At 27.8% G+C, this 24,709-nt stretch carries 26 protein-coding genes; 9 read left to right on the forward strand and 17 right to left on the reverse strand.

All coding sequences use genetic code 11. The features are described 5' to 3' along the window. Positions 1-3 precede the first annotated feature (3 nt). The 5 genes from trmB to HMPREF0202_RS02880 form a co-directional block, all read right to left on the reverse strand. Positions 4-705, reverse strand: a complete 702-nt coding sequence (trmB, locus tag HMPREF0202_RS02860) for a tRNA (guanosine(46)-N7)-methyltransferase TrmB (protein ID WP_023051878.1) — start codon at positions 703-705, stop codon at positions 4-6. Continuing rightward, on the reverse strand, positions 702-1,775 hold the full coding sequence (locus HMPREF0202_RS02865) for a 3-deoxy-D-manno-octulosonic acid transferase (RefSeq protein ID WP_245576442.1): 1,074 nt from the start codon (positions 1,773-1,775) through the stop codon (positions 702-704). The genes trmB and HMPREF0202_RS02865 overlap by 4 nt, the downstream gene beginning before the upstream one ends. A 159-nt stretch (positions 1,776-1,934) precedes the next feature. Beyond that, on the reverse strand, positions 1,935-2,597 hold the full coding sequence (gene cmk / locus HMPREF0202_RS02870) for a (d)CMP kinase (RefSeq protein ID WP_023051880.1): 663 nt from the start codon (positions 2,595-2,597) through the stop codon (positions 1,935-1,937). A 9-nt stretch (positions 2,598-2,606) separates the two neighbouring features. Further along, a complete protein-coding gene (gene prmA, locus HMPREF0202_RS02875; RefSeq protein ID WP_023051881.1) occupies positions 2,607-3,536 on the reverse strand; it encodes a 50S ribosomal protein L11 methyltransferase in 930 nt (309 codons plus the stop codon). 10 nt (positions 3,537-3,546) lie between these two features. Continuing rightward, the gene (locus tag HMPREF0202_RS02880) at positions 3,547-4,341 is read right to left on the reverse strand and encodes a TIGR00282 family metallophosphoesterase (RefSeq protein ID WP_023051882.1); all 795 of its coding nucleotides are present in this window, start codon (positions 4,339-4,341) and stop codon (positions 3,547-3,549) included. A 166-nt stretch (positions 4,342-4,507) separates the two neighbouring features. On the opposite strand from HMPREF0202_RS02880, the gene HMPREF0202_RS02885 reads away from it, so the two are divergent. From HMPREF0202_RS02885 to HMPREF0202_RS02905, 5 genes are all read left to right on the forward strand, one after another. Continuing rightward, complete coding sequence (locus HMPREF0202_RS02885; RefSeq protein ID WP_023051883.1) at positions 4,508-4,720, forward strand: hypothetical protein; 213 nt, start codon at positions 4,508-4,510, stop codon at positions 4,718-4,720. A gap of 121 nt (positions 4,721-4,841) precedes the next feature. Then, positions 4,842-5,252, forward strand: a complete 411-nt coding sequence (locus HMPREF0202_RS02890; protein ID WP_023051884.1) for a SoxR reducing system RseC family protein — start codon at positions 4,842-4,844, stop codon at positions 5,250-5,252. Between the two features lie 14 nt (positions 5,253-5,266). After that, positions 5,267-5,761: a toxin-antitoxin system YwqK family antitoxin gene (locus tag HMPREF0202_RS02895; RefSeq protein WP_023051885.1), complete on the forward strand. Its 495-nt coding sequence runs from the start codon at positions 5,267-5,269 to the stop codon at positions 5,759-5,761. Positions 5,762-5,780: 19 nt separating this feature from the next. Further along, complete coding sequence (locus HMPREF0202_RS02900) at positions 5,781-6,116, forward strand: STAS-like domain-containing protein (RefSeq protein WP_051364117.1); 336 nt, start codon at positions 5,781-5,783, stop codon at positions 6,114-6,116. 72 nt (positions 6,117-6,188) lie between these two features. Continuing rightward, a complete protein-coding gene (locus HMPREF0202_RS02905) occupies positions 6,189-6,431 on the forward strand; it encodes a hypothetical protein (RefSeq protein ID WP_023051887.1) in 243 nt (80 codons plus the stop codon). Between the two features lie 276 nt (positions 6,432-6,707). Here HMPREF0202_RS02905 and HMPREF0202_RS02910 read toward each other — a convergent pair whose 3' ends face one another. The 8 genes from HMPREF0202_RS02910 to mutL form a co-directional block, all read right to left on the reverse strand. Further along, positions 6,708-7,403: an LrgB family protein gene (locus HMPREF0202_RS02910; protein WP_023051888.1), complete on the reverse strand. Its 696-nt coding sequence runs from the start codon at positions 7,401-7,403 to the stop codon at positions 6,708-6,710. Next, positions 7,404-7,745 carry a CidA/LrgA family protein gene (locus HMPREF0202_RS02915; protein ID WP_040406176.1) on the reverse strand — a complete coding sequence of 114 codons (342 nt, stop codon included), beginning with the start codon at positions 7,743-7,745 and terminating at the stop codon, positions 7,404-7,406. Between the two features lie 70 nt (positions 7,746-7,815). After that, complete coding sequence (lysS, locus tag HMPREF0202_RS02920; protein ID WP_023051890.1) at positions 7,816-9,294, reverse strand: lysine--tRNA ligase; 1,479 nt, start codon at positions 9,292-9,294, stop codon at positions 7,816-7,818. A 21-nt stretch (positions 9,295-9,315) separates the two neighbouring features. Further along, the gene (locus HMPREF0202_RS02925; protein WP_023051891.1) at positions 9,316-10,737 is read right to left on the reverse strand and encodes a tetratricopeptide repeat protein; all 1,422 of its coding nucleotides are present in this window, start codon (positions 10,735-10,737) and stop codon (positions 9,316-9,318) included. 52 nt (positions 10,738-10,789) lie between these two features. Then, positions 10,790-11,158 carry a DUF1934 family protein gene (locus tag HMPREF0202_RS02930; RefSeq protein ID WP_023051892.1) on the reverse strand — a complete coding sequence of 123 codons (369 nt, stop codon included), beginning with the start codon at positions 11,156-11,158 and terminating at the stop codon, positions 10,790-10,792. Further along, positions 11,158-11,499, reverse strand: a complete 342-nt coding sequence (locus HMPREF0202_RS02935) for a hypothetical protein (protein ID WP_023051893.1) — start codon at positions 11,497-11,499, stop codon at positions 11,158-11,160. The genes HMPREF0202_RS02930 and HMPREF0202_RS02935 overlap by 1 nt, the downstream gene beginning before the upstream one ends. 50 nt (positions 11,500-11,549) lie before the next feature. Continuing rightward, a complete protein-coding gene (gene rlmH, locus HMPREF0202_RS02940) occupies positions 11,550-12,017 on the reverse strand; it encodes a 23S rRNA (pseudouridine(1915)-N(3))-methyltransferase RlmH (RefSeq protein ID WP_023051894.1) in 468 nt (155 codons plus the stop codon). Continuing rightward, complete coding sequence (mutL, locus tag HMPREF0202_RS02945; protein ID WP_040406179.1) at positions 12,014-13,933, reverse strand: DNA mismatch repair endonuclease MutL; 1,920 nt, start codon at positions 13,931-13,933, stop codon at positions 12,014-12,016. The genes rlmH and mutL overlap by 4 nt, the downstream gene beginning before the upstream one ends. Positions 13,934-14,078: 145 nt before the next feature. Here mutL and HMPREF0202_RS02950 point away from each other — a divergent pair, with 145 nt between their 5' ends. The 4 genes from HMPREF0202_RS02950 (at position 14,079) to HMPREF0202_RS02965 (ending at position 21,599) form a co-directional block, all read left to right on the forward strand. Continuing rightward, complete coding sequence (locus HMPREF0202_RS02950; RefSeq protein WP_040406180.1) at positions 14,079-15,917, forward strand: transglycosylase SLT domain-containing protein; 1,839 nt, start codon at positions 14,079-14,081, stop codon at positions 15,915-15,917. A 20-nt stretch (positions 15,918-15,937) separates the two neighbouring features. Next, entirely contained in the window at positions 15,938-18,454 is a 2,517-nt protein-coding gene (gene recJ, locus HMPREF0202_RS02955; RefSeq protein ID WP_023051897.1) for a single-stranded-DNA-specific exonuclease RecJ, read from the forward strand. A gap of 134 nt (positions 18,455-18,588) precedes the next feature. Then, positions 18,589-20,880 carry an arginine decarboxylase gene (gene adiA, locus HMPREF0202_RS02960; RefSeq protein ID WP_040406181.1) on the forward strand — a complete coding sequence of 764 codons (2,292 nt, stop codon included), beginning with the start codon at positions 18,589-18,591 and terminating at the stop codon, positions 20,878-20,880. A gap of 17 nt (positions 20,881-20,897) precedes the next feature. Beyond that, positions 20,898-21,599, forward strand: a complete 702-nt coding sequence (locus HMPREF0202_RS02965; RefSeq protein ID WP_147524921.1) for a hypothetical protein — start codon at positions 20,898-20,900, stop codon at positions 21,597-21,599. Between the two features lie 56 nt (positions 21,600-21,655). Here HMPREF0202_RS02965 and HMPREF0202_RS02970 read toward each other — a convergent pair whose 3' ends face one another. From HMPREF0202_RS02970 to HMPREF0202_RS02985, 4 genes are read right to left on the reverse strand one after another with little or no spacing between them, the layout of a single operon-like run. Next, positions 21,656-22,231, reverse strand: coding sequence for a TetR/AcrR family transcriptional regulator (locus tag HMPREF0202_RS02970; protein ID WP_023051900.1), 576 nt, complete (start codon positions 22,229-22,231; stop codon positions 21,656-21,658). Between the two features lie 23 nt (positions 22,232-22,254). Beyond that, positions 22,255-23,553, reverse strand: coding sequence for an OmpP1/FadL family transporter (locus tag HMPREF0202_RS02975; protein WP_040406183.1), 1,299 nt, complete (start codon positions 23,551-23,553; stop codon positions 22,255-22,257). A 55-nt stretch (positions 23,554-23,608) separates the two neighbouring features. Next, complete coding sequence (locus HMPREF0202_RS02980) at positions 23,609-24,097, reverse strand: dihydrofolate reductase (RefSeq protein ID WP_023051902.1); 489 nt, start codon at positions 24,095-24,097, stop codon at positions 23,609-23,611. Positions 24,098-24,099: 2 nt separating this feature from the next. Then, positions 24,100-24,558 carry a tRNA (cytidine(34)-2'-O)-methyltransferase gene (locus HMPREF0202_RS02985; protein ID WP_023051903.1) on the reverse strand — a complete coding sequence of 153 codons (459 nt, stop codon included), beginning with the start codon at positions 24,556-24,558 and terminating at the stop codon, positions 24,100-24,102. Positions 24,559-24,709: the final 151 nt, after the last annotated feature.

Here is a 24,709-nt window from a genome sequence, read left to right on the forward strand (position 1 = left end):
TCGTTATTTGATTTTTTTTATTTCAATATAGTTGATATTTTTGTTATGTTTACATATAAATAAATCTTCAAACTCTGTTCTGATATTATCAGCAGCTTTAGGGCTGTTATGTAAATCAGGTGTATGATAAACTACTTCATAGTTTTTTAAATCTTTAGCAAATTCAAGAACATCTGAATAATATTGATCATGGTCTGTTTTAAAAAATAAAGTTCCATCAACTTTCATTATAACATCAAGAAGTTCGAAAAGTTTAGGTTGAAGTATTCTATTTTTTTCATTTCCCTCCCAAGGGTCAGGGAAATTAATGTAAAGTCCTTCAATCTCTTCATTTCCTATAAATTTTGTAATATCTTCACCACGTCTTCTTAAGAAAACAACATTATTAAGATTTCTTTTAACGGCTTTAGTAGCAGATAAAACTAATCTTTTAAATCTTATTTCAAGAGCTAAGTGATTTCTCTCTGGATATTTAGCAGCCATTCCAACTGCAAAGTTCCCACTTCCAGATCCTATTTCAAGATATACAGGATTATTGTTTCCAAAAGCTTTTTGGTTCCAATTTCCTCTATAAGAGTCCATAATTTCACTATCATAGATAATGTGATTAGGGTATTCTACTAATTTAACCATGTATGGATTATAATTAGTTCTAGGATTTGTGAAGAAGTGTTTCCATAGAGTGTCTTCTAATCTTTCTTTCATTCTTCCTCCATAAATTTAATCGTTTTTTCAGCAGCATTTTGATTGCTTTTGAAAAATGCTTTTATTTTATCCTCAGAAACAGGTTTTGTTTCTAAGAGATTAATAGTATTTAAAAACTCCTCTTTATTGTTAATTTTATATCCAATATTAAGATTTAAAATATCTTTAGATATATCTTTAACATTTTGTAAATATGGGCCAAAAATTGGAGATTTTCCATAAAATAGTGGCTCTAGTAAACTATGACCACCAACATTAACTAGTGTTCCACCAACAAATACAATATCAGCAATAGAATAGAATTTTCTGAGAACACCCATTTTATCAACAATAAGTATTTGAAACTCTTCTGAAGATGGATTTAATTCTAAATTAGTTAATTTTTTATATGTTAAATTTGAATTTTTTACTAAAGTTTCAATTTCAGGAACTCTTTCTAAATGTCGTGGGACAATAATAAGAAGTGTATTTTTAAGTTCTTTAAAAACATCTATAAGAATAGAATCTTCTCCTTGTCTAGTGCTACCAGCAACAAAGATTTTTCGTGTATCACTTTTTATAAATCTTTTTAAATTTGACATATCTTCAGAAGAAAATGTTTCAAAAGAAATATCAAATTTTAGATTACCAGTTACAAATACTTTGTTTTTATCAGCACCTAAAAGAATTATTCGATTTTTATCTTCTTGAGATTGCATAAAAAATCCAGATATTTTAGAAAAAAGAGGTTTTATAATCCAAGAAATTTTTTTGTATCTAGGAAAACTTTTATTTGAAATTCTGCCATTAACAATAAATATTTTTGAATACTTTGAACCTAAGTTTATAAAGTTAGGCCAAATTTCAGTTTCTATTAAAATTATTTTAGAAACTTGAATATAATTGAATATTTTTTTTAGTATAAAAATATCATCTAATGGAAATCTTAATATAGATATTCTATCATCTTTTGAGTATTTATTCATAGCTATTTCATAACCCGTATCAGTAAAAACTGTAAGTAAAATATTTTCGTTGAAATCATTTTTTAGTTTTTTTACCAATGCGTCTATAAGATTGATTTCTCCCACAGATGAGCAATGAATCCATATATATTTTGCTTTTTTTTCTAGAGTTGACAAATCTTGAAAAAGTCTTTGAAAAACAAATTTCAATTTTTTAGGTTTAAAAAGCAAAAAAATAAAGAGGAAAGGATATAAAAATCCTCTCAGTAGATTGTAAAACATAGTTTACCCTCCGATTTTCTCTTTAATTAAGTTAGATATTGTTTGAACACTTTCTTCAATGTTAAGAAAACTAGTATCAACTTCGATAGCATCTTCGGCTTTCTTTAAAGGACTTTCTTTTCTTGTAGAATCAGTATGGTCTCTTTCTAAAATATCTTTTAAAACAGTTTCAAAATCTTCTGTAATCCCTTTTGATGCGTAATCTTTAACTCTTCTTTTAGCTCTTTCTTCAGGAGAAGCAACTAAAAATATTTTTAAATCAGCATTTGGAAAAACAACTGTTCCAATATCTCTTCCATCTAAAATAACTTTTTTTCCTTTACTAATCTCTCTTTGTAAATCTACTAATTTAACTCTAACAGCTTTGATAGCAGATACTGGAGAAACAATTTTAGTAACTTCAGGTGTTCTAATTTCTAAAGAAACATCCTTACCATTTAATATAAATTTATCATCTATAATATCAACTTTAATATTATTTAAAATATTTTCTACATCAGCTACATTATTGAAATCAATATTATTTTCAAGGATATAAAGAGCTACCATTCTATACATAGCTCCTGTATCAAGATATGTTAGGCCAAAATTTTTAGCTATAACTTTAGCAATAGTACTTTTTCCGCTTCCAGCTGGACCATCTAAAGCAATAATATAGTTTTTCATTTAATCCTCCTAAGCTTTAATAAGAAGAGCTCTCCACTCTTTATCTCTTTTTATTTCTAGTATTTCAAGTCCTTTCTCCTCAACCTGTTTAACTATTTCAGGAAGCTTGTCTTCTATAATACCTGAAAAGATAATTAATCCATCTTTTTTAACAACTTTAAAAATATCTTTTAAAAGTAAAAGAATAACATCAGCTAGAATATTTGCTACTACAACATCAAATTGCTTATCTTTAACAACTGAGATTAAATCTCCTAAATAAACTTCAGCAGTATCAGAAGAAATTTTATTTAACTCAAGATTTTCCTTAGTAGCTTCAACAGCTAGCTCATCGATATCAGTACCATAAATATCAGTAGCTCCTAACTTTTCAGCTGCAATCATCAATATTCCAGATCCAGTTCCTACATCGATAACAGAATTTCCAGGCTTTATATTTTCTTCCATAATTTTTAAACAAAGAGATGTTGTTGGATGCGATCCAGTACCAAAAGCTCTTCCAGGGTCTAATTCAATAACTAATTCATTTTCCTCAGGTTCATATTCTCTCCAAGTTGGTTTAACAACAAACTTTTCACTAACTTTTTCAGGATATAGATATTTTTTCCAACTGTTTTGATAGTCTTCCTCATCATATTCATAAAAATCAATTGTAAAAACAACATCATCTCTATCATTAAATTTTTCCTCAAAAGCAGCTTTTATTAAATCGTTTCTTCTTTGAGAATATGGATTCATTGGAAAATATGCTGAAACAGCATAATCTACCATTAAAAATTGCTTTTCATCTTTATAAAAATCTAAAGGATTTTTCGTTTTTAAAGGTTCATCAATTTTTAAACCAGTAGCTCCAAATCCATAAAATATATCACAAATCTCTTTTTGAGTATCCTCAATACTATCACTATCAAATATAACTTTTATTTCAACAACTTTCATAAAAACCTTCCTAATTAAATATTCCTAACTCAATAAGAGAAAGGTTGATTCTTTCTATTTTTATACATTCACCAGTTTCATCATCTAATTCGATATCTAAACCATTTATTCTTTCTTTTCCTTCTGCTATCTCAAACTTTTGAGGCAAAGCAGTTAAAAATTTAGGAATAATAGATTCTTTATTCATTCCAATTATTCCATTGTCTGATCCTGTCATTCCAACATCACTTATATAACCAGTGCCTTCAAGAAGGATTTTATTATCAGCAGTTTGTACATGTGTATGTGTTCCGTAAACAACAGAAACTTTTCCATCTAAATAGTTTGCTAAAGCTAATTTTTCTGATGTTGCTTCAGCATGAAAATCTATAATAATATGTTTACATTCTTTTCTAATCTCTTCTATTAATGGATTTGCCACTGTAAATGGACAATCAATTGGTGGCATGAAAACTCTTCCTTGAAGAGAAACCACAGCTATTTTATTTCCTTTTTTATCTTTTAAAATTGTATATCCAGTTCCAGGAACACCATTAGGATAATTATGTGGACGTAGAACTCTGTTAGATCTATCTAAATAGTCATAAATTTCTTTTTTATCCCAAATGTGATTTCCACTTGTTATAACATTTACTCCCCAATCTAAAATCTCATCACAAAGTTTTGCAGTTATTCCAAATCCAGCGGCAGCATTTTCACCATTAACGATAATAAAATCGTAATTACTTTTATACTTATCAAGGTATGCCTTTAGAGTTTTTCTACCTGGATTTCCAACAACGTCACCTACAACTAAAACTTTCATTATTTACCTCATTTCTATATTTGTATTACCAAAAAATATTATAACATTTTTTACTAAAAATTAAAACTTAAAAAATAGTTTTAAAAAAAACAAATTGAAAGTTGACATCTACACAAAAATAGTGTATTATTGAGACAGATAATATAACAAACTAGGAGTGACGCATATGTTAACTAAAGAAGAATTTTTAAAAAAAATAGGACAAAGTGAAGAGGAATTAAAAGCAAAAGGTCTTGAGCTAATGTTCATAGGTGAAGTTGGATATGGTGACGATGAAGATGACGGTTGGGATGTAGTTTATATTGATCCAAGCAAATGTGTAGAAGTAGGAATGGGTTGTAAGTGTGCTGTTGGTGGTACATTACACGATAAATTATAATATAAAATTAAAATTAACTAAGTATAGGATTTTCCTATACTTTTTTTTATTTAAATTTACTTTAATTTCTAGAAAAAAATATGTTATAATTCATTATAACTATTTGAATGAGGAGCAAAGAATGAAAAGTAGTGGGTTAGTAAAAAAAATAGTAGGAAGTAAAGTAACAGTTTCAATGTATAAAGAGAGTGCTTGCTCGCATTGTAGTAAATGTAGTGATAGTGCTAAAATAGCAAATGATTTTACATTTATATCTAATGTAGATAATATTAAAATAGGTGATATTATAACTTTTGAAATGGAAGATAATCAAGTTTTTAAAGCTGCAATAATAGTTTATATAATACCGCTGATATTTATGTTTTTAACTTATTTTATAGCTTCTAATATGGGATTATCAGAGGGAGAATGTATTGGGGCAAGTTTTAGTGGGTTAGTGATAGCTTTTATAGGAATATTTTTTTATGATAAATTTGTTGTAAAAAATAAGATGGAAAAATCTGTAAAGATAATAGATATAGAAAAGAGATAGCAGGGGGAATAATTATGTTAAAAAAAATATCAGTAGTTTTTTATTTAATGTCTCAGTTAGCTTTTGGAAACTATTCACAAGTAGATTATTCTAAAATTTTAAACAAAAATGGAAAAATTTTCGTCAAAAAAACTGGAAGTCCTCTTACTGGAATGGTGACTTTTCAAAAAGATAGAGAGTTTTATAAAAATGGAGTTCCAGAAGGGAAGTGGTTATCTTTTTATACTAACGGAAATATAAAATCCATAGAAAATTGGAAAAATGGAGAGTTAAATGGAAAATATGTCTTGTATAGTGAAGATGGGCATAAAACATTTCAAACATATTATTTAAAAGGAAAAGATCATGGACTATTTAAATTATTTCATGAAAATGGAAATCCACATATAATAGGTAAGTTTTATAATGGCCAAGCAATTGGAATTTGGAATTATTATAGTAAAAGTGGAAAATTAGTAGGTAAAAGAGACTATACTTTAAATATAGATCATTTTGATCAAACAAATTAAATTAGGAGAAAATAACTTTATGAAAATAAAATTAAAAAGATACTTCAATAGTTCAATGCTAGTAAATCCGGATAAAGCTAAAAGCTTTTGTGATAAATTAAAAGAGATTTTAAAAAAAGAGGAGGAAGTTGTCTTAGATTTTGCTGGAATTCAAGCAACGACTTTAGTGTTTTTATTTGTACTTTTTACTAATTTATGGAATGAATATGGAAAAGATTTAAAAAATAAATTAACAATAAAAAATGGTTCTCAAGGCCTATTTAAGCAAATGATATATTTAAAAGAAAACTATAAAGAACTAAAATCAAAGTTCTTAGGTGTTCACCAAAATTTTGAAATAGCTTATATTGGATAATTGTTGACAAAATTAATAAAAAATGTTAATATTGAGAAGTAAAGAAACTATACCAAAAAGGGGTGTAAAAATATGTTTTTTGAAGAAATACAAAATGAAATTTACGATAGTACTTTTGATGCAGTTTATAATGCATTATTAGAAGAGTATAAAGAGGGAACGTTAACACTAGAAAGGTTAACAATGAATATAGATGAGCAGCAACAAGTTTTGTTAAACGGATTTTTCGAAGGAGAAACAAAATTTGCTTATGCTAGTGCAACAGTAGATGCGCATCAATATGCTCTTGCTATGATAAAAAAAGGATTAGTATAAAATAAAAGGAGTGGAATATAATCCACTCCTTTCATTTTTATAACAAAATTCAAAATTTTTATATTCAAATTAGAACAAAGTATAAAAAAAGAATGTACTAAAAAAAAACTTGACAGAAAACCGTACTTATTATATACTAATAGCGAGACCGAATTTGATTGAATAGATCTATATACCCCCCAAAAATCTATTTTAATCTTTTTTATTTTTTAACACTCCCCCGTGTTATGAAAAAACCCTCCCCCCCAGGAGGGTTTTTTATATTTCCATAAAATATTATTTTAGAAGATTTAAAAGTAGCGGTGCAATAAAAATTGTAATTATACCGGCGATAACTATAGATAGAGCACTCATTGCTCCTTCAACCTCTCCCATTTCAATAGCTTTGCTTGTTCCTACAGCATGACTTGAAATCCCAATTCCAAGACCTTTAGCAACAGCATTTTCAATTCTAAAAAGCTTTAACATAAATGGTGCAAAAATATTTCCAGCTATTCCAGTAACCATTATAGCAAAAACTGTAATAGCAGGTATTCCGCCAAGAAGTTTACTAACTTCTATTCCAATTGGAGTTGTAATAGACTTAGGAACAAATGATAAGAGAATGATATCTTGAATACCTAGTAATTTTCCTAAAAGAACAACAGACAAAATGGCGGTAATAGATCCAATAAGAGCTCCAATCAAAATAACTTTATAGTGCTTTTTTAGTGTTCCCAGCTCTTTATATAAAGGAATAGCTAAACATACTGTAGCAGGAGCTATAAAAAAGCCTAATATATCTCCTCCTTTACTATAATAAGATGTGGGAATATTAAAAACTTCCATAAATATAAAAATAAGGATAAGAGCTACAAAAATTGGATTTAAAATAGGCCATTTAAATTTATTAAAAATATCTTTTCCAATTTTAAAAGCAATTAAACTAATAAAAATTCCAAAAAAAGCATTATCAAATAAAAGTTCTTTCATTTATTTTTTCCCCCTCATCATGAAGTCTACACATAAAGCAGTAACAACCATTGTAATTAAAGTTGTTAATATAAGTAAAAAAATTAATTTAAAAAAGTCAGTTTTTAAAATATCAATAACATCTAAAAGTTTAACACTAGGTGGAATAAAAGTTATGATCATATTTGCAATAAAAAATTCACCAACATTTTTAATACTATTTAATTTTACTATCTTTAAAGAAAGAAAAATAAATAAAAGAATTAAACCATTAACTGTTCCAGGAGTAGGAAGATGAAAAATCTTTTCTAGGATAACTCCCAAGTAGTTAATACTTAAAATAATAAGAAATTCATATAACAAAATAAAACCTCCAGTACGATTGTATAAAAGATTAAAGAGGTGTTCCACAGGAACACCTCTAAATATAAAACTAGTCTCTTCTTTTCATTTGTGGGAAAAGTACAACGTCTCTAATTGATGGAGAACCAGTTAATAGCATTATAGCTCTATCGATACCAATTCCTAATCCACCTGTTGGAGGTAAAGCATACTCTAAAGCCTCGATGTAATCATCATCGATAACTGCAGTAGCTTCATCGTTTCCTAGTAAAGCCTCTTCAACTTGAGCTTCAAATCTTCCTCTTTGATCAGCAGGGTCATTTAACTCAGAGAATGCATTTGCATATTCTCTTGCATCAATAAATAACTCGAATCTATCTGTAAATCTAGAATCTTGTGCATTTCTTTTTGCTAGAGGAGAGATCTCAACTGGGTGACCATAGATAAATGTAGGTTGAACTATATGCTCTTCACATTTTTGCTCAAAGAACTCGTTGATGATATGTCCAACACTTGTCATGTGATCAGCAATTTCAACGTGGTGTTGTTTAGCTAAAGCTTTAGCTTCTTCAACTGTTAAATTTTGCCAGAAATCAGCACCAGTAATATCTTTTATCATATCAACCATATGAATTCTATAGAACTTTCCAAGGTCAATCTCTTTTCCATTATACTCTATTTTAGTTGCTCCTAAAACCTCTGTTGCAAGGTATTGGAATAAACTTTCAGTTAAATCCATCATATCATTATAGTCAGCATAAGCTTGGTATAATTCCATCATTGTAAATTCTGGATTATGTCTAGTAGAAATACCTTCATTTCTGAAGTTTCTATTAATTTCATAAACTTTATCAAATCCACCAATTATTAATCTTTTTAAATAAAGTTCAGGAGCTATTCTTAAATATAATTCCATATCTAAAGCGTTATGATGAGTGATAAATGGTCTTGCAGCAGCTCCTCCAACAATTGGATGCATCATAGGAGTTTCAACTTCTAAGAACCCTTTTTTATTTAAAAACTCTCTGATACCATTTATAATTCTAACTCTTTTCATGAAAGTTTCTTTAACATCTCTGTTCATGATAAGGTCTAAATATCTTTTTCTATATCTAGTTTCAACGTCTGTAAGACCGTGGAACTTTTCAGGAAGTGCTCTAACATTTTTTGATAGTAACTCAACTTGAGAAACTCTTAAAGTTAACTCACCTTTTTGAGTCATAAATAAAGTACCTTCAACACCAATAATGTCTCCAACACCTAATTTCTTAACTATTTCAAAAGCCTCTTCTCCAATTTGATCTTGTCTAATATAAACTTGGATTTTTCCAGTTTGGTCTTCAATGTGAGCAAATACGGCTTTACCTTGCTCTCTGAATCCCATAATTCTTCCTGCTGTTTTAAAAGTTGTCTCTGTTTCAGGAGATGATTTTAAAAGATCTCCAATCATATGAACTTTATCATATTTTTTTCCGAACGGGTAAACTCCAAGAGCTTCAATCTCTTTTATTTTTTCCCATTGCTCCATAACAAGACGTTCTTTTCCAACTCTGTCAAAGTATTTTTCCATAGTTTTTCTCCCTTTTTAAATTTATAGTTTCAATAAATATATGCTACTTTTTCTACCCCAAGTACTACTTGGATTATTTTCTCTAGATTTTCTTAAGTAATCTTTTGCTTTTTCAATATCTCCTTTTTTATGATAGATAACTCCTAAGTAATAATATAACTCAGATGTATTTTCACCTGGAGTAGTAACTTTATCAAAATCAGATAAGGCTTTATCAAAATTATTCATTGAAAAGTATGTCTTACCACGATAGAAGCTAACTTCAGAGATATTTGTTGAACTGCTTTCAGCTTTGTTAAAGAATATTAAAGCTTCACTATAACTTTTACGATTAAGAGCATCTATTCCATTTGTAATATTTTTAGAAGAATCAGAAGGTGATACAGATGTAACAACTTCATCTTCACCTATGTTATTAGAAGATAAAATAGAGTTCTCTGATGTTGGAGTAGTTAAGTTTGAAAAATTAGAATTCAAGTTAGAAGATGAACCAGCTAAGCTTAAATAGTAATTTCCTTTATCACTGTCTCCTTTTTGCATGTATAAATTTCCAATTAATAAGGCTAGTTCTGTACTTTGTGAGTCACCGTAAAAATTTTCTAAGAATTGTAATTCATCTGCAGTAGCATTATTTTTACGTTGAATAGCTCTCATTATTTCAGTGTTTAATTTTAAATTACTTCTGTTGTAATCTAAATAATAGTTATTAATAATAAAACTTCCATCGCTAGACTTTTCTTCAAAAGCTAGAAGTTTTATTTTCTCGTCTTCATTAAGAGAGAAGTTTTCTTTTAAATATCGAATCTCTTTATTAATTAAAAGTTGATTTCCATTTGCAGAACCTAAATTAAGTACCATGAAGGCTACATCTTTTTGTTTGCTGTTTGTTGGAAAAGCAATTAGATATAACTGGGCACTTTTTACCAATAGATCTAAATTTTTATTATTGTAGCTGTTTAAAATTATATCATAATTATCTTTCTCAGTAAAATTATATTTCAATTTATTTTTTATCTTAACAGTACCAACATATGTGAATCCTTTATAAATCTCAGCAATATATTCACCTTGATAAAGACTATTAAAATTCAAACTATTTCCACTAATATTAAATGTAAAATCATTTTTTATAGGAGAAGAAATTATCTTAACTCTGTCAGCATTAATGTTGTTAACAATTAAAGTTTCTCCTGCATAAACCTCCATAGGTGCCATCATTTGAGATGGAAGATATTCACGAATAGCATTTGTTGATGAATCTCTTTGTATAAGATCATATAAATAAGCTACACCAGATTCATTAAGAAAAAAGTTATCTTGCTGTAAAACTGGATTTTTTACACTAGGAACAACAACTTTGCTTTGAGTAGGAAGTTGTGTTTGAAGATTAGTACAACTAAAAAAAATTAAAGCTGTTGCAGAAATTAAAAGTATTTTTTTCATTTACCCCTCCTTTAATAAAAAATAGAGCAAAGAGATTGCTCTATTTTAGTGTTTATTGTACTTCAATTATTTCAATCTCTAATTGGTTTATCTCTATATTATTATCATATATAACATAGGCAATTGTCAACTTATTTTCAGAATAAACATATTTTTTACATAAAACTGTAAAATTTTTATTGAAGTAAGAAGTTTTATAAATAAAATTTGTTTTAACTTCTGGTTTAATTAAAAGTTTACTTTGAATCTCTCCAAACTTCAGTATTTCAGTAGAGTAAGGGGATATTCTTATCTCGCCTTTACCATATTTATTATCATAAGTAAAAATAGTGACATCGTTTTCAATCACTTTTTTTGCAATCATTTTTTGAGAAATGTTTTCTCCAAAAGAATCAGTACTGTTAATAATAATCTTAGCCATTAATAATAATCCTTTTCGTCATCGTCATATCCCATATCATAATAATCATCTTGGTCATAAGAGTCTTCACGGTCGTAATATTCATCATCATCCCAATCTCCTATGTTGTCTGCACCTAAATACTCTTCCTTCCAGAAATCTAAAACAGTATTTATTTCTGCAGCATCATCAACAAAAATTAAATCGTCCTCATCCTCATCATATAAAAATATATAATTAGTCCCATCGAAATCCTCAGTTATAAGATATTCTTTATCTCTTATAATTAGATTTTCTAAAACTGTTAGTTCAAACTCCTCGTCATCGATGTTGTGATAAAAAGTTTCTCCTTGCGAATACATTGTTTCCTCCTAATAATTTATAAAAATAAAGTTAAAAATAAAATTAAAAACTACTTATGATATTTAGTATTTTTTATAATGCTAAACCATCTGTAAATTTGCTCAATTAAAATTAATCTCATTAATTGATGCGGGAAAGTCATTTTTGAAAAACTTAGCCTTAAGTCAGCAGATTTTCTAATATCTTCTGAAACACCATAAGAACCACCAATAATAAAGTTGATAGTACTGTCTCCATTAAGACCTATTTTTTCAATTTGTGAAGCCATATCTTCAGAAGAAAAATTCTTCCCTTGAATATCTAAAAGGATTTTAAATCCTTTATTTTTTTCTAAAGTTTCAAGAATGGATTTTGATTCTTTTTCTATAGACATATTTCTATTTGAATCGTTACCATCCTCTTTTAATTCGAAAATTTTTAATTTACCAAAAGCTTGCATTCGTTTAGCAAACTCTTGTATACCATCTAAAATATATTTTTCTTTAATTTTACCAACACATATAATATTTATATTCATTTTCTTTTAAATCCCTTCTCCATATCCAATAAACTTATTTTAAAAGTTATTGGTCTTCCGTGAGGACAAGTAAATCGTCCAATTTTATGTAACTCCCAAATAAGTTTCTCCATTTCAGAAATAGATAATTTTTCATTAGCTTTAATTGCGCTTCGACAAGACATTGAAATAATCATACTTTCGATAACTTCATTTTTAGAATTTACTTTAGTAATTCCTTCTAAAACTTCAAAAAAAATATTTTCGAAAGAATCTTTAGTATCTAACACAGGAACAGCTCTAATCAAAAACTCCATATCATTAAATTGATCAATCTCAAATCCAAAATCTTCAAAGAAATTTAATTTCTCTTTTAAAATCTCTATTTGTTTTAATGTTAGTGAAATTTTAATAGGAACTAATAAAGCTTGTGAAGATATTTTATGTTGTGCATACTCTTGTTTTAATTTTTCATAAAGAATTCTTTCATGAACAATATGCTGGTCATAAACTATAAGATCACCATCTTGTTCAACTAATATAAAAGAGTTAGAGAATTGTCCAATTATTTTTATATTAGTTTTTAAATTATCAAAATAGATTACTTCATCAGAAGAAATCAAAGATTTATTTTCAATAGAAGAATCACTAATAGTACTTTTAAGTGGAGCATCAGGCTCTTTAATAGGTACATCTAGAGAAACATTTAATTCTTCAGTTTCTAATTGGAGAGTAGTTACTTCACTTTTAGTCGGAATAAACTTCGTTTCTGTTTGAAAGTTTAAAAAATTTTCTTTATTAATAACTGAATTATTCTTTTTTTCTAAAGAAGATTTATTTTCCTTTTTTATTTCAATCTCTCTTTTTATATCATTAATTTCAAAATTTTCAAAAGGTTTTTTTGAATCTTCAGAAATTTTTATATTTTCAAAGTTTAAATTTTCTTTTTTTACCTCAAAAGTAGGCATATTAAAATTCTTATCAAAATTTAATTCAGACTCTGTAATTGAGTAAATGTCATGATAAATTTTATTTTCATCAGAGAATTTGATGATTTTTTTTGAAGGATGAACATTAACATCAATAGATTTAGGATCTACTTTTAAGTTAACTATGGCAAATGGATATTTTCCTCTCATTAAATGAGTATAGTAACCATCGATTAAAGCTTCTTCAATAATTTTAGCTTTTACAGGTCTATTATTAACAAATGTGAAAATAAAATCTTTTGTAGATCTTGTTAAAGAAAGATTTCCAATATATCCAAATTCAACAGGTTTTAAATTTTTAAGTGTTGAAACTCCAAAAATCTCAATGATAGTATTCTCAATTCCAGTACCACTAGTACGAATATTTTCTTTACCATCAATAACAAGTATTATAGAAACATTGGGATTGGCTAACGCTTCTTGTAAAACAATTTCTTTAATTTTTGTATTTTCAGTTGTATCTTTTCTTAAGAATTTTAATCTAGCTGGAGTATTAAAAAAAAGATTATTTATTTCAATTTCTGTACCAGTACTTTTTTGAGTATCTTTTAAATTTGTTATTTTACCAGCTGTAACACTGATTGAATATCCAGAAGAATCTTCTTTTCGTTTTGTTGCAATAGTCATTTTAGAAACAGCAGCTATGGATGAAAGAGCTTCGCCTCTAAAACCATAAGTATTTAAATTAAAAAGATCATCTTTAGATGAAATTTTACTGGTAGCATGACGTTCAATACAAAGAAGCAAGTCTTCTCTACTCATTCCTTTTCCATCATCAGTAAATTTAATATTTTTACCGCCATTTTTAACGTCTATTTTTATATATTTACTATTGGCATCTAAAGAGTTTTCTAAAAGCTCCTTAACTAAACTAGCAGGATTTTCAACTACTTCTCCAGCAGCAATCATATTAGATAAAGATTCGTCTAAAATTTTAATAATTCCCAAAATATCACCTCCTACAAAAATTGTAACATTATTTATTATTATACAGATTTAAAATAATTTCAACTATTTTTTTTAGAAAATATAAATTTTATAGTAAAAATTATTATGATATAATAAAAATATAAAAACAGCGGAGGGAGAAAAGATGAGATATTTACATCTACTTATATTAACAATAATGCTTGGAATTAAAAGTTTTTCCTATAATGTTGATGATTATATATTTTTTAATAAAGCTTTAGAAGCTAACAAAAAAGAGGACTATAAAAATAGTTTGTTTTATTATGAAATTTATCAAAAAAACTTTCCTTATTCTTATCCATTAACGAGTAATTATGCAAAATATTATATAGCAAAAAATTATATGGATATGAAAAAATATGATGAAGCACTTTTGTTTTTTAGTAGAGCAGTATACGTGCCCGAAAGTTATGTAAAACAAGAGTTTAAAAAAACAAATTATTTTCAATATAGAAGAGATTACAATGTTGCTAGAATATATCAATTAAAAAATGATAAAAGTCAATCAATTGAATATTATAAAAGATTAGTAACTGATTATTATGATCCTCAATTAGAGCCTTATGAGAAAAAAGCTTTAAAGTTTTTAGAGAAAACTAATGAAAAATATAGATATATTTATGAAATAAAATATCAAAATAATTTAAAATTAATTAATAAATTAGAGAAAAATGAGTTGTTAAATTTAGCAAATTATTTTTATGAAAAAAAAGAGTATGAAAAAACAGTTGAAATTTTAGATAAATTAGGTAGCTATAATGAGAAGAAAGTAAACCAAAAAATAATTTACTTAGAGAGTTTATTAAAGTTAGATGCAAATAAAAAAGTTATAGAGCTGACAAAAGATGCACAAGTAGGAGAAGCAAATTTTTTATTTATAAGAGCTGTTGCTTATGAACAAAATAAAGATTATTCAAGAGCTATTTTTAACTATGAAAAAATACAAGATATAAAACTTAAGGATCGGGCAGCTTTTAGAATTGGAAGAATTTATTATAAGATAGAAGATTATACTAAAGCTAGAGAAGTTTTGGAAAAAACAAATCAAAAAAATGAAAGAATAGATTCTTTGCTATTAGATGTATATATAAAATTACAAAATAGAAAAAAATTTATTGAGTTATACGATAGATTTAAAAATAAATATCCAGAAAATCCTAAGACAGGATTATATTATATGGTCTATACAAAACTTATGGAAAGAGATAGTAATTCATGGCAATTGGCAAATTATAATATATTTTTTGCAAGTAATTATGTTGTTAGAAACTATATGAACTCTATAACAGATTTTGAGATAAAAAATACATATAAAGAAGAAGTGTTAAAAGATGCTTTAACTCAAATTGGAGCGTTAAAAAACCCTGAATTATTAGAATTGGCTGTTCAAAGTAATAATTTTGATTTAGATACGGAAACTATCCAAGATAAAATTACAATAATGAATAGTTATATTGAGAGTAAATTTTATAAAGAATCTTTTAAAAAAGTTAATACATTTAGAAGAGAGTTTTATAGATATAGAAATTTATTACACTATGTTTATCCTAAATATTATAGAGAGGAAGTTCAAAATACTAGAAAAAAATACTTAGTACCACAATCATTAATTTATACAGTTATGTACATAGAAAGTGGTTTTGATAATGAAAATAATAAATTTGAAAAACTTGGATTAATGGGTATACCAAAAAAATTAGTCGAAAATAAAGATGAATATTATTATAACCCACAAATTAATATAGATACAGGAACAGAGATATTAAAAAAAATATATGATAAGCATAATGGAATGATTTTAAAAACATTGATTGAGTACATCTACGGAGAAAAGGTTTTAAAAGGTTTAAACTTTGAATTAGATGGAGATTTAAAGTTAGAAACAATAGTGGATGAAAAATTTCAAACTGAAATAGAAGAGATAGTTTACACATACGCATTTTATAGTGCAATATATAATTAGATAAAAGAAAGGTATAGGGAATGAGAAATACAAAATGGATATTTAAATCAGAAAATTTTAAAAGTGGAAATAACAATATAGATAAAGAGATAGAACAAATTTTATATAATAGAGGAATCCAATCAAAAGATGAAGTTGAATTTTTCATAAATGGAACACTAGAAAATTTAATGAACCCAAGTGATTTATCAGATGTAGACAAAGGAGTAGAAAGAATATTAAAAGCTAAAGAAAATAATGAGACAATTTGGATATATGGTGATTATGATGTAGATGGAATAACATCAACATCCCTTTGTTATTTAGCACTGAAAGAGTTAGAGATTAATGTAAAGTACTATATTCCACTAAGAGATGAAGGGTATGGGTTAAATAAGGATGCTTTAAATTATATAAAGGAAGAGGGCGGAAATTTAATAATAACGGTTGATTGTGGAATCTCATCTATTTCTGAAGTTGAACATTGTAATGCTTTGGGCATGGATATGATTATAACAGATCATCACGAGATAAATAATGAACTGCCTCCTGCTCATGCAATTATAAATCCCAAAAGAGAAGATAATAAAAACTCTTATAAATATTTTGCAGGAGTTGGAACAGCTTTTATGCTATTACTTGCTCTGTATAAAAAATTAGATAAAAAAAATGAAATATATAAATATTTAGATATAGTAGCTATTGGAACAATAGCTGATATAGTTCCATTGAAGGGAGAAAATAGACTTTTAGTTAAAAGAGGGTTAGAGCTTTTAAAAAGTAGTAAATGGCAAGGGCTAAATATGCTTATGAAGAGATTGTTTGAAAATCCTATAGATAAAAAATTCGATACATATGATGTTGGATTTATAATAGCTCCTATTTTTAATGCTGCTGGAAGATTAGAAGATGCTAAAATGGCAGTGGAACTTTTTGTTAGTAATTGTCATATAACATGCGACAAATTAATATATGAATTAATAAATAAAAATAGTGAGAGAAAAGAGATTCAAGAAGAAATTTTAAAAAAAGCTATAGATAAAATTGAAAATGAAAAATTAGATGAAAATAGTGTAATTGTTGTTGCAGAGAAAAAATTCCATCATGGAGTTATAGGGATAGTAGCTTCAAAGATTCTAGATAGATATTACAAGCCTACTATTATTATGGAAATAAAGCCATTAGAAGGGATAGCAACAGCTTCATGCAGAAGTACAGAAGCTTTTAATATGATAGAAGCTTTAAATTCGATGAGAGATATCTTTATTAAATATGGTGGGCATGCAGGAGCGGCTGGTTTTTCTATTGCTATTGAAAATATAGAAGAGTTTTCAAAGAGAATAAATGAATATGCTGTTGAAAATTTAAATAGTGAGGATACAAAAAAACCTATAAAAATAGATTGTGAGCTTTCGATGATAAAAATATCTTTTGATTTAATGGATAAGTTATCTTTATTAGAACCATATGGTTTTGGAAATGCTTCACCAATGTTTGCGATTAGAAATTGTAAGTACACGAACTTTAGGGCTATTGGTAAAGAAAAAAATCATTTAATGATGGATTTAATAAAAAATGGAGTAGAAATGAAAAATTGCGTATGGTTTAATAGTGAAGATATGCTTGAAACTATACTTAATAATAAAGAGATTGACGTAGCTTTCAAACTTAAAATGGAGACATATAAAGATAAATACCAATATAAGATTTTTATAGAAGATATAAAACCATCTAAAAAGATTATGAATGACATAAAGGATTTAGAAAGTTTATATAATTTGAAGTTTCCTATAAAATCTATTTTTTATACAAGAAGAGATTTGGAAAATGAAAAGTTAAATATTAGTTTTATTAATGAAGAAGTTTCTATTAATATTGGAAGAAATAGTATTGGGTTTTTAGATAATCAAACAAAATTAGTTTTAAAAAAATTGAATGATTATTACGGATATAAATTTAATGTTGAGATTGATAAAATAATAAGAAAAGATGAAAATTATAATGTTCATATTTGGATAGATAAAGATGATGAATTTAAAACTTTATCTTTTGAAACTGGAAAAATATTTAAAGAGATAAAAGAGTTTTTGATAGGAGATTTAGAGTATAATTCGTTACAAAAAAAAGTTTTAAAAACAATATTTAAAGATAAGAAAAATGTAGTTGTTAGTTGTAAACCAGGAAGAGGGATGGATACAGTTGTAAAAACAATAGAGATATATTATAAAATGCTTGGAAAAAAAGTGTTAATTGTAAAAGAAGGAGAGAGAAGAGAAGAGGGTTATGATTTTTATATCTATATGGGAAATGAAGTTTTAGAAGCGAGTAATTATAATTTGTTTATAACGAATAATAAGATTTATTGTGATACTTCTGAATATATAGAAGATGACTATAAAATTCCTTCAAATGTAGAAGTAGTTGATGCAGATGAGTTAGAATATCATGAAAATATTTTTAGTATAATGCTTCCGTTAAAAGATAAAAAAAGAATAATTGAGAGTATAAATAAAGGAGAAAAAATCTTTACTTCTGAAGATATAAAAATTATTTTATAAAAAGAAATTATTAAAGTAGGAAAGTTCATAAAAAAATAGAAAAAACAGGAAGAGAACGATTTTCCTGTTTTTTGTTTACTAAAGAATAAAAAATGATATTAGAAATTTATTTGGATAAAAGGAGAGTAAATTTTATGAAAAAAATAGTTTATGGAGATGGAAGCAAAGTTGTACTATTTAAAGAGGGCATTAAAGAGGGAACAGAGATTGGAAATAGAATTGAAGAATTAGTAGATGAAATAAAAAGAAGATGTATGGGGGTTTATACTTCAGAATCATATGAGGATTTAGAGGATGTAGTAACATATGACAAGGGGATAGATTGCTTGTTATTATCTTGGCCAAATAATAGAGAAGAAAAAGAAGCTGTAGATGTTATAAATAAGTTACATGAAAGTCAAGAGGGTGTACCTGTATTTTTATTAACACACAAAGCTGATGCTTTAGAAAATTTAAGTAGAGAAGTTTATGAACATGTAGAAGAGATAATTTGGATTTTACAAGAAGAGATAGGATTTCTAGGAGAGAGAATTCAAAGGGCAGTAGAGAGATATAATGATAATTTACTACCTCCATTGACAAAAGCTGTATTTAACTATAATAAAGTAGCTGAGTATTCATGGGCTGCTCCTGGGCATCAAGGAGGAGTTGGATTTACTAAAACAGCTTTAGGAAGAAGATTTTTTGATTTTTATGATGAAAATTTATTTAGATCAGATACAGGAATAGAAAGAACATCTATAGGGTCATTATTAGATCATACCGGAGCATTTTTAGAGGGTGAGAAACTAGCAGCAAAAGTATTTGGAGCTGATAGATCATATAATGTTCTTGTTGGAACCTCTGGTTCTAATAGAACAATAATGCAAGGTGTTTTAACAGATGAAGATATAGCTTTAGTGGATAGAAATTGTCATAAGTCTATTGAGCAAGGGTTAATAATAACAGGTGCAAAACCAGTTTATATGAAACCAACAAGAAATAGATATGGAATAATCGGACCGATATTACCAAATGAAATGAAAAAAGAAGAGGTTATTAAAAAAATAGGTGAAAGTCCATTAGTTCCTGAAAAGATGAAATCACAAAATCCAATCTATTCAGTTGTAACAAACTGTACTTATGATGGAGTTTGTTACAATGCAATGAAGGTAGAGGATTTATTTCAACCGTATATAGAGAGAATACATTTTGACGAAGCTTGGTATGGATATGCTAGATTTAATGAAATGTATAAAAATCACTATGCAATGAGAGGAGAAGCTAAAGATTATAAAGGTAATGCAACAGTATTTGCAACACATTCAACTCATAAATTATTGAACGCTTTATCTCAAGCCTCATATGTACATATGAGAAAAGGAAAAAATCCTATAATAGAGGAACGTTTTAATCAGGCTTATATGATGCATGCGACAACTTCACCTCTTTATGCAATTGCAGTATCGAATGAAGTTGGAGCAGCAATGATGCAAGGTAAAACAGGTAAATTTTTAACAGATGAGGTATTAAAAGAAGCTATTGATTTTAGAAAAATGGTAGGGAAATATCATAAAGAATATGGACAAGAAGGAGAATGGTTCTTTAAACCTTGGAATGCTGAAACAGTAAAGGATCCAAAAACAGGAAAAGTTTATAATTTTGAAGATGCTCCAACAGAGTTATTAATGACAGAACAATCTTGTTGGAGAATGGATCCAAAAGATACATGGCATGGATTCCAAGGGTTACCTGAGGATTGGGCAATGTTAGATCCGATAAAAGTAAGCATTTTAGCTCCTGGAATGAATGAAGATGGAGAATTAGCAGAAAAAGGAGTTCCAGCTCAATTGATTTCGTATTATTTTTCAAAATACGGTGTAGTTCCAACAAGAACAACTGATTTCCAAATAATGTTCTTATTCTCGATGGGAATCAGTAAAGGTAAATGGGGAACATTATTAGACTTATTAGTTTCATTTAAAAGAGAATATGATAATAATACTCCATTAAGAAAGATATTCCCAGAATTGGTTGAAGGAAGGGAAGAGAGATACGGAGATTTAGGAATGAAAGATTTGGGAGATGAAATCTTCCAATATCTAAAAGAACATAATTTAGGAAAATACTTAAATGAAGCTTATTCAGGGTTGCCAGAGCAAGTTATGAGTCCTAGAGAAGCATATAATAAAATAGTTAAAAATGAAGTAGAACTTGTTCCTGCCAAAGAGCTTGAAGGAAGAGTGGCAGCAAATGCTGTAATACCATATCCACCTGGAATTCCAATGTTAATGTCAGGAGAAAGTTTTGGTGCAGCGGATAGTGCTCAAATATCTTATTTAAGAGCTCTAACTACATGGGATAAGCAATTCCCAGGATTTGAACATGAAACAGAGGGTACGGCAGTGATAGGTGGAGAATATCATGTTCTTTGTGTAAAGAAATAAAAAATGGCGGTGAGACCATGTATAAAGAGTTAACTACAAAAATAAGAAAGGCTTTAAGGGAACAGTGGTTTTATCATATAATAGTTGGTATGATATTTCTAGTTTACGTTGCTATAGTAGTAATTGGGAATGGAATATTTTTAGATGATGTAGTAAAAATTTTAGGGTTCTTATTTCTTTTGACAGGAATAGGAAACTTGATTTATTCTTTTTCTGGAATAGGAGAAAAAGGGTTCCATTGGGGTGAAATATTCTTTTGGGGAATACTTGAATCTTTTTCTGGATTTTTACTTCTCTCAAATAAACTTTTAATAGCAGAAAGAAATTTGATAGAAGAGGTCAGTTTAGCAATAGAAAAAGTTACTGCTACAAGAGTGGAGCTTCAAGGTTATATAGTAATATTTTATATAGGAACATTTTTAACCTTTAGAGGCATAAGTCATATTGTAACTAAAATTTACGAACCAGAAGGAATAACTCATAATAAAACTTTAATAGTAATAAAAAGAGTGTTGATTTTAGATGGTTTTGTAGACTTTATATTTGGAATAGTAGTGACATTAAGTATGTATCTAGCTCAAGGAATATTTTATTACATTCTATTAATATATATATTAATAACATCGATATTAACAATTACATTTGGTTTAGCATCGAAATATTCTCTAAAAATTGAAAAATTAGAAGAAGAAAAAGAGATAAAAGAAGCAAATAATTAAATAAAACCATGGGATGAAATTATTAAGAATTTCATCTCATGGTTTTTTATTAAAGTCTATTTATTTTTTGAATTAAAGTCATCTAACTTCTTGTAAAGCATTACAGCAGCACTGTTTAAAAGCTTATCTTTGATGAAGTCATTTGTAGGATTCTCAAAATAATCTGTTGCAATGAGTGTAGCTAAACCATGTCCAAATAACCAACAATCTAAAAAAAGGTCGTGTTTAAATTCAGTTGGTAAATTTTCAAATCTCTCATCCTTTTCCATTTCAACTTTCATAAGATCTCTGAATTTTTTTAAGAGATTACCATATGAATTATCTCTAAGAAATATTGACTTAAATAGTTGTTTCTCTTCTCTTGCAAATGCACAAAGTCCGATACCACTATTAAGGAAGACCATATCAGTTTCTGGTCTAATTACATACTCTAAGAAAATTTTCTTGGCTCTTTCTATAAGTTCTGTTTTTAACTCATCCATAGAAGAGTAACAGCTATAGATTGGAGCTGGAGAACAGTTTAAAGCTTTAGCTAAATTTCTTGCAGTAATGTCATCTAAACCGTGTTTTTCAAACATTTCAAAAGCTTTTTCATGTATTTGTTCTCTTTTAAAAATTGCTTTTTTGGGCATTAATTCCTCCTAAATTTTATAAATTAAAACTTTTTTACAAAGTTGATACCTATACTAGATATCTCTTTTTCATATTTTATATCATTAACTGTTCTTGAATCATAAATATAATGATTGAAAGCAACAGTCCATTCTATAGTTTCGTTAGGTCTGTATTTAACTCCTGTTCCTAACATTGTAGAGTTTAAAGCGTATTCAGTAGCTGCGAAACTCTTATCAGGAGCTCCTGTATCAGCATAGTTAAATCCAACAAGCCAAGCGATTTGTGGAGTGAACCAGTACTCAGATCCAACAGATATCTCCCATCCGTTTTTATAGTCTACATTAGTTTTCCCTATTCTATCCATAGTAGCTGACTCATTGAAGTAGTAGTTACCACCTACGAAAGTAGTCCATTGTTCTGTAACTTTATACGACGCTCCTAGAGCAGCTAAAGCAGGTAAATCTCTTCTAAGTTTTTCTCCATCTTTATAAACAGGATATAGTCCTAAAAGTGCATCTGATACACCTATACCAAGAGCTCCTTTTGTAGAATCTGAAATATCAGATTTAGTTTTAAACTTTAATTTTACTTTAGTATCATATCTAAATCCAATGTTTAATCTGTCATTTGGTGCATAGTTTAGACCAAACTGTCCACCAAATCCATAAGCTTCTCTTTCAGAATCGATTGATGCATCACCTTTATTTAAAGCGTTTTTACCAAAGTCATCAGGCTTTCCAGTTAAAAGAAGTAAAGGGATAGATGTCTTTAAAGTAGTATCTGCTTTTAAAGTTCTTTTACCATAAACTCCTCTAACTGCTAATGAAGCTGACCATTTATCAGTTAAGTTAAAAGCTTTTCCTAAAGTAGTTTGAGCATATGCATTAGAACCTTTAACATTTGTTCCAGTTAGTAAATCGTTAAAATTCATTTTTCCAGGAACAACATCAGGTAAAGGAATACTATCTTTATATTCTAACTCAGCTCCACCTCCAACTGCTCCCATTGTCCAGAAGTAAGCTCCATCATCTGTCTTCTTATAAAGAGCAAAGTTAGGTATGGGTGAAGAAAGGTTAGTTGAAAAATCTCTTCCTCCTTGGCTCATATTTTGGTCACCAAAGGCATACTGAATTCCACCAACAATGTAAGTTCCGTTTTCTAATCTCATTAAACCAGCCGGGTTGAAATAAACCGTAGATCCTACGTTTATAGCACCTTGTTGTGCTGGATTCCCACCGTATTCAGCTGAGTAGTTTTGAATATGATCTATAGATGCTCCCATAGTAGAAACACTTAAACTAGCTATTAAAGCTAGTAACGATAATTTAAATCTGTTCATTAATATAATCCTCCCTAGTATTTTAACAATTACTAGTGTAATATAACACATGTTTTTAAAAATTACAAGTGTTTTTTATGTAGTGTATATAGATGAAATCTTTGAATTCTCTTGTGTTAGCTATATAGAAATTAGAAGTATTTATTTCAGGAAAAAAGGTATCTCCAAAAAACTTACCTTTAATATAAGAGAAATGAAATTCGTTAATTAATGGTAAAAAATATTCATAGATAGTTTTTCCACCAATAATAAAAATTTTTTTGTTAGTAATTTTTTGTAAAGATAACGCTTTTTTTAAAGCGTTATCTGGGCAGTTAAATATTTGGATATCTTTGTGAAAAAAATTCTTATCCTTAGTCAAAACAAAATTGATTCTATTTGGAAGAGGTCTTCCAATTGATTGGAAAGTTTTTCTTCCCATAATTACAATGCTATTACTAGTAATTTCTTTAAAAAGATTTAGGTCTTCAGGAATATCCCAAGGCATACAATTGTTGTTACCAATTAAATTGTTTTCATCCATTGCTACGATGAGTGAAAGCATTCTTACTCTCCTAAATCAAAATTATTTTGTCTTAATGCTTCATAAAGAACTATAGCGGCAGAATTTGATAGATTAAGAGATCTACCCATTTTAATCATTGGAATAGTTATACAAGTTTCTTTATTAGCTTCTCTAATTTCTGCAGGAATTCCTCTAGACTCAGGACCGAAAACAATAAAATCATTTGGATTATATTTTACATCTGAATATTTTTGTGTAGTTTTAGTAGTAGCAAAATAAAAATTAGATTCAGGGTAAGCTGCTCTTAACTCTTCATAATTTTCCCATACCTTTAAATCGATCAATTCCCAGTAGTCAAGACCAGATCTTTTAATTTGTTTTTCATCTAAAGAAAACCCTAAAGGTTTAATTAAGTGTAGTGTTGTATTTGTAAGAACACAACTTCTTCCGATATTACCTGTATTATAAGGAATTTCAGGTTCCATTAGTACTATATTCATAAAATCCTCCTAAAAAATAATATATATTAAAAATATATGTAATTTTATCATAAAAGTAATTATAAAACAAAATAAAAAAAGTTGTTGACTTAGTTTAAAAGTTATGGTACTATAATTTCTGTCAGCGGGAAACACCGCAGACGAAGGAAAA

Origin of the sequence: Cetobacterium somerae ATCC BAA-474 (assembly GCF_000479045.1) — a bacterium.
GTDB classification, from domain to species: Bacteria; Fusobacteriota; Fusobacteriia; order Fusobacteriales; family Fusobacteriaceae; genus Cetobacterium_A; species Cetobacterium_A somerae.

Bases quoted from the DNA above. Each gene is read 5' to 3' on its own strand.
- HMPREF0202_RS02930 (WP_023051892.1), bottom strand. From the start codon at position 11,158: ATGGCTAAGATTATTATTAACAGTACTGATTCTTTTGGAGAAAACATT.
- cmk (WP_023051880.1), bottom strand. From the start codon at position 2,597: ATGAAAAACTATATTATTGCTTTAGATGGTCCAGCTGGAAGCGGAAAA.
- recJ (WP_023051897.1), top strand. From the start codon at position 15,938: ATGAGAAATACAAAATGGATATTTAAATCAGAAAATTTTAAAAGTGGA.
- HMPREF0202_RS02910 (WP_023051888.1), bottom strand. From the start codon at position 7,403: ATGAAAGAACTTTTATTTGATAATGCTTTTTTTGGAATTTTTATTAGT.
- HMPREF0202_RS02985 (WP_023051903.1), bottom strand. From the start codon at position 24,558: ATGAATATAGTACTAATGGAACCTGAAATTCCTTATAATACAGGTAAT.
- rlmH (WP_023051894.1), bottom strand. From the start codon at position 12,017: ATGAATATAAATATTATATGTGTTGGTAAAATTAAAGAAAAATATATT.
- HMPREF0202_RS02905 (WP_023051887.1), top strand. From the start codon at position 6,189: ATGTTTTTTGAAGAAATACAAAATGAAATTTACGATAGTACTTTTGAT.
- HMPREF0202_RS02925 (WP_023051891.1), bottom strand. From the start codon at position 10,737: ATGAAAAAAATACTTTTAATTTCTGCAACAGCTTTAATTTTTTTTAGT.
- HMPREF0202_RS02895 (WP_023051885.1), top strand. From the start codon at position 5,267: ATGTTAAAAAAAATATCAGTAGTTTTTTATTTAATGTCTCAGTTAGCT.
- HMPREF0202_RS02970 (WP_023051900.1), bottom strand. From the start codon at position 22,231: ATGCCCAAAAAAGCAATTTTTAAAAGAGAACAAATACATGAAAAAGCT.
- HMPREF0202_RS02965 (WP_147524921.1), top strand. From the start codon at position 20,898: ATGTATAAAGAGTTAACTACAAAAATAAGAAAGGCTTTAAGGGAACAG.
- HMPREF0202_RS02890 (WP_023051884.1), top strand. From the start codon at position 4,842: ATGAAAAGTAGTGGGTTAGTAAAAAAAATAGTAGGAAGTAAAGTAACA.
- HMPREF0202_RS02975 (WP_040406183.1), bottom strand. From the start codon at position 23,553: ATGAACAGATTTAAATTATCGTTACTAGCTTTAATAGCTAGTTTAAGT.
- HMPREF0202_RS02950 (WP_040406180.1), top strand. From the start codon at position 14,079: ATGAGATATTTACATCTACTTATATTAACAATAATGCTTGGAATTAAA.
- trmB (WP_023051878.1), bottom strand. From the start codon at position 705: ATGAAAGAAAGATTAGAAGACACTCTATGGAAACACTTCTTCACAAAT.
- HMPREF0202_RS02885 (WP_023051883.1), top strand. From the start codon at position 4,508: ATGTTAACTAAAGAAGAATTTTTAAAAAAAATAGGACAAAGTGAAGAG.
- HMPREF0202_RS02980 (WP_023051902.1), bottom strand. From the start codon at position 24,097: ATGCTTTCACTCATCGTAGCAATGGATGAAAACAATTTAATTGGTAAC.
- HMPREF0202_RS02935 (WP_023051893.1), bottom strand. From the start codon at position 11,499: ATGTATTCGCAAGGAGAAACTTTTTATCACAACATCGATGACGAGGAG.
- adiA (WP_040406181.1), top strand. From the start codon at position 18,589: ATGAAAAAAATAGTTTATGGAGATGGAAGCAAAGTTGTACTATTTAAA.
- HMPREF0202_RS02880 (WP_023051882.1), bottom strand. From the start codon at position 4,341: ATGAAAGTTTTAGTTGTAGGTGACGTTGTTGGAAATCCAGGTAGAAAA.
- prmA (WP_023051881.1), bottom strand. From the start codon at position 3,536: ATGAAAGTTGTTGAAATAAAAGTTATATTTGATAGTGATAGTATTGAG.
- HMPREF0202_RS02900 (WP_051364117.1), top strand. From the start codon at position 5,781: ATGAAAATAAAATTAAAAAGATACTTCAATAGTTCAATGCTAGTAAAT.
- lysS (WP_023051890.1), bottom strand. From the start codon at position 9,294: ATGGAAAAATACTTTGACAGAGTTGGAAAAGAACGTCTTGTTATGGAG.